Source organism: Falsiroseomonas oryzae, assembly GCF_027856955.1.
Lineage (GTDB): Bacteria > Pseudomonadota > Alphaproteobacteria > Acetobacterales > Acetobacteraceae > Falsiroseomonas > Falsiroseomonas oryzae.
In genome coordinates this window covers 1-2,138 of sequence record NZ_JAPSMD010000662.1, presented here as the reverse complement: position 1 = coordinate 2,138, position 2,138 = coordinate 1, and the positions used below count along the sequence as shown (strand labels likewise).

The 2,138-nt window shown below is 74.6% G+C and carries 3 protein-coding genes; 2 read left to right on the top strand and 1 reads right to left on the bottom strand.

The window, feature by feature from the left end; genetic code table 11:
• Window positions 1-575 (bottom strand): aspartate/glutamate racemase family protein (locus tag OZN99_RS30295; protein ID WP_270938928.1); only part of this gene is annotated, 575 nt, incomplete at its 3' end.
• A 218-nt stretch (window positions 576-793) separates the two neighbouring features.
• Here OZN99_RS30295 and OZN99_RS30290 point away from each other — a divergent pair.
• Window positions 794-1,255, top strand: coding sequence for a DUF983 domain-containing protein (locus tag OZN99_RS30290; protein WP_270938927.1), 462 nt, complete (start codon window positions 794-796; stop codon window positions 1,253-1,255).
• Window positions 1,256-1,264: 9 nt separating this feature from the next.
• On the top strand, window positions 1,265-1,732 hold the full coding sequence (locus tag OZN99_RS30285) for a UPF0262 family protein (RefSeq protein WP_270938926.1): 468 nt from the start codon (window positions 1,265-1,267) through the stop codon (window positions 1,730-1,732).
• Window positions 1,733-2,138 lie beyond the last annotated feature (406 nt).

Sequence of the window (2,138 nt, the reverse complement as noted above, 5' to 3'; positions counted from 1 at the left end):
GCCGCCTCCACCGCGGCGCGGTGGCCGGCCATGCCGGCGCAGCCCAGGATCACCGCCTCCGCCCCCGCCGCGGCCATGCCGCGGGCGATGTCGCAGAGCGCGGCGCGCGGCGCGACCGGGTCGGTCAGCGTCTCCATCGGCAGGTTGAGCGGGACATGCGCCGCGAGGCGTGCCTCCACCCCCATCGCCGCCAGCGCGCGCCTCTGCCGCGGCAGGGACGGGTCGGCGAAGGCGATCAGCCCGAAGCGGTCGGCCCGCGCCAGCGCAGCGGCCACGGCAGCGCGCAGCGGGCCGAAGACCGGCGCGCGGGTGACCGTGCGCACCGCATCCACGCCCGGGTCGGAGACGCAGGCGATGACATAGGCGGCGGCCGGCTCGGCCTCGACCAGCCGGCAGAGCGGCTCGGCTACGCCGAACCAGTCACGCCAGGTGACGACGGCCGGCGGGCCGCCGGCAAGCTGCACCACCTCCAGCCGCGGCAGGCCGGGCGCGCGGAAACCTGCCAGCGCCGCATCGATGCCGGCCGTGCAGCTGGCGCTGGAATTCGGGTTCACCACCAGGATCCGCTCGGCCATGCGCCTTTTCCCCGCCCGCTGCGTTGGACGACACATCGGGGAGTCCGCGCCGGGCTGCAAGCGCATCCGCATGAACGCCACGCTTGATTGGCGGGCAGGCCCGCCGCATGATGCAGTGCACAATGGCGCTGCCTCTCCGGGAGATCGCAGCCGGGCGGAGTCTCCGCCCGCTGTCCTGCCCCCCGGCCCCGGGGCCAGAACGCCGGAAGGAACGCCTCATGCGCTGGGAGCCCGACCGCTCGGCACCCGCCCTGCCCTATACGCCGCCCGACAGCTTCTGGACCGCGGTCTGGCGCGGCGCGCGCAACCGCTGCCCGGTCTGCGGGGAGGGCAAGGTCTTCGACGGCTACCTGACGGTGGTGCCGGCCTGCTCGGCCTGCGGCGCGCCGCTGGGCCGGCTGCGGGCGGACGACGCGCCGCCCTACTTCACGATCTTCATCGCCGGCCACCTGCTGGTGCCGCCGGTGCTGTGGATCGAGCGGGCGTACCAGCCGCCGATGTGGCTGCACATGGTGGTTTGGCTTCCGCTCTTCGCGATCGTGTGCATCCTGCTGCTGCGCCCGATCAAGGGCGCGACGGTGGGATGGATGGTGAAGCTGGGCTTCACCGGGGCCGAGCATGGCGGCGCCGAGCACGGCACCGGTCCCGGCGGACCCGGCGACCCGCCCACCAGGGGCTAGCGGGGGCGCATGGCCGAGAGGGACCTGATCCGCATCGTGCTGCCCGACGCGCAGCCGCTGCCGAGCCCCTATGCGGAGGCCGACCGGCGGCAGGCGGTGGAGGACCTTCTGGCGGGCAACTGCTTCCGCCCGAAGGACCTGACCGGCCCCTTCGGCCTGGAGATCATGGTGCGCGACGGCCGCCTGATCCTCGACATCCGCGACGCTGCGGACAAGCCGCTGCATGCGCTGGTGCTGGCGCTCGGGCCGTTCCGGCGGCTGATCAAGGACTACCACCTGGTGGTGGAGAGCCACGAGAAGGCGGTGGCGGAGGGCGGGTCCGAGGCGCGGATCCAGGCGATCGACATGGGCCGGCGCGGGCTGCACAACGAAGGCGCGTCGCTGCTGCAGGAACGGCTGAACGGCCGGGTCGAGCTGGATTTCGAGACGGCGCGGCGGCTGTTCACCCTGGTCTGCGCGCTGCACCAGCGGATCTGAGAGGCGTTCCAGGATACCTGCTGGCGTCCCGGCCCGGCCAGCGCCGGTGGCGGGCGGGACCGGACGGGAACCCGGCGGCGGGCAAGGGCCAAGCCTCCGATCGCGCTGATAGCATTGGACGCGGCGCGGCGACCGCGCGCACAGTCGCGACGAGAGAGGGAGTGACGCCATGCTCTTCCCCAATCGGCGTGCCCGCCCCGCCTTGCGCGCCGAAGCCGTCGCGCCCACCCGCCGCGGCCTCCTCGCCCTTGGTTGCGCCTGCTGCCTGGGCACCCTGCCGATCAGCCCCGCCGCCGCGCAGTCACCAGAGGTCGCCCGGCACCTGGCCGCCGCCCGCGTGGCCGCCGGCGAAGACCTCCGCCCCTGGCTCGCCCTCGGCCAGGCCGCCACCCCCGCCACCGCGCCG

What these genes read in the sequence shown, in the direction of transcription:
- OZN99_RS30290 (WP_270938927.1), top strand. Translation starts at nt 794, where the DNA reads ATGCGCTGGGAGCCCGACCGCTCGGCACCCGCCCTGCCCTATACGCCG.
- OZN99_RS30285 (WP_270938926.1), top strand. Translation starts at nt 1,265, where the DNA reads ATGGCCGAGAGGGACCTGATCCGCATCGTGCTGCCCGACGCGCAGCCG.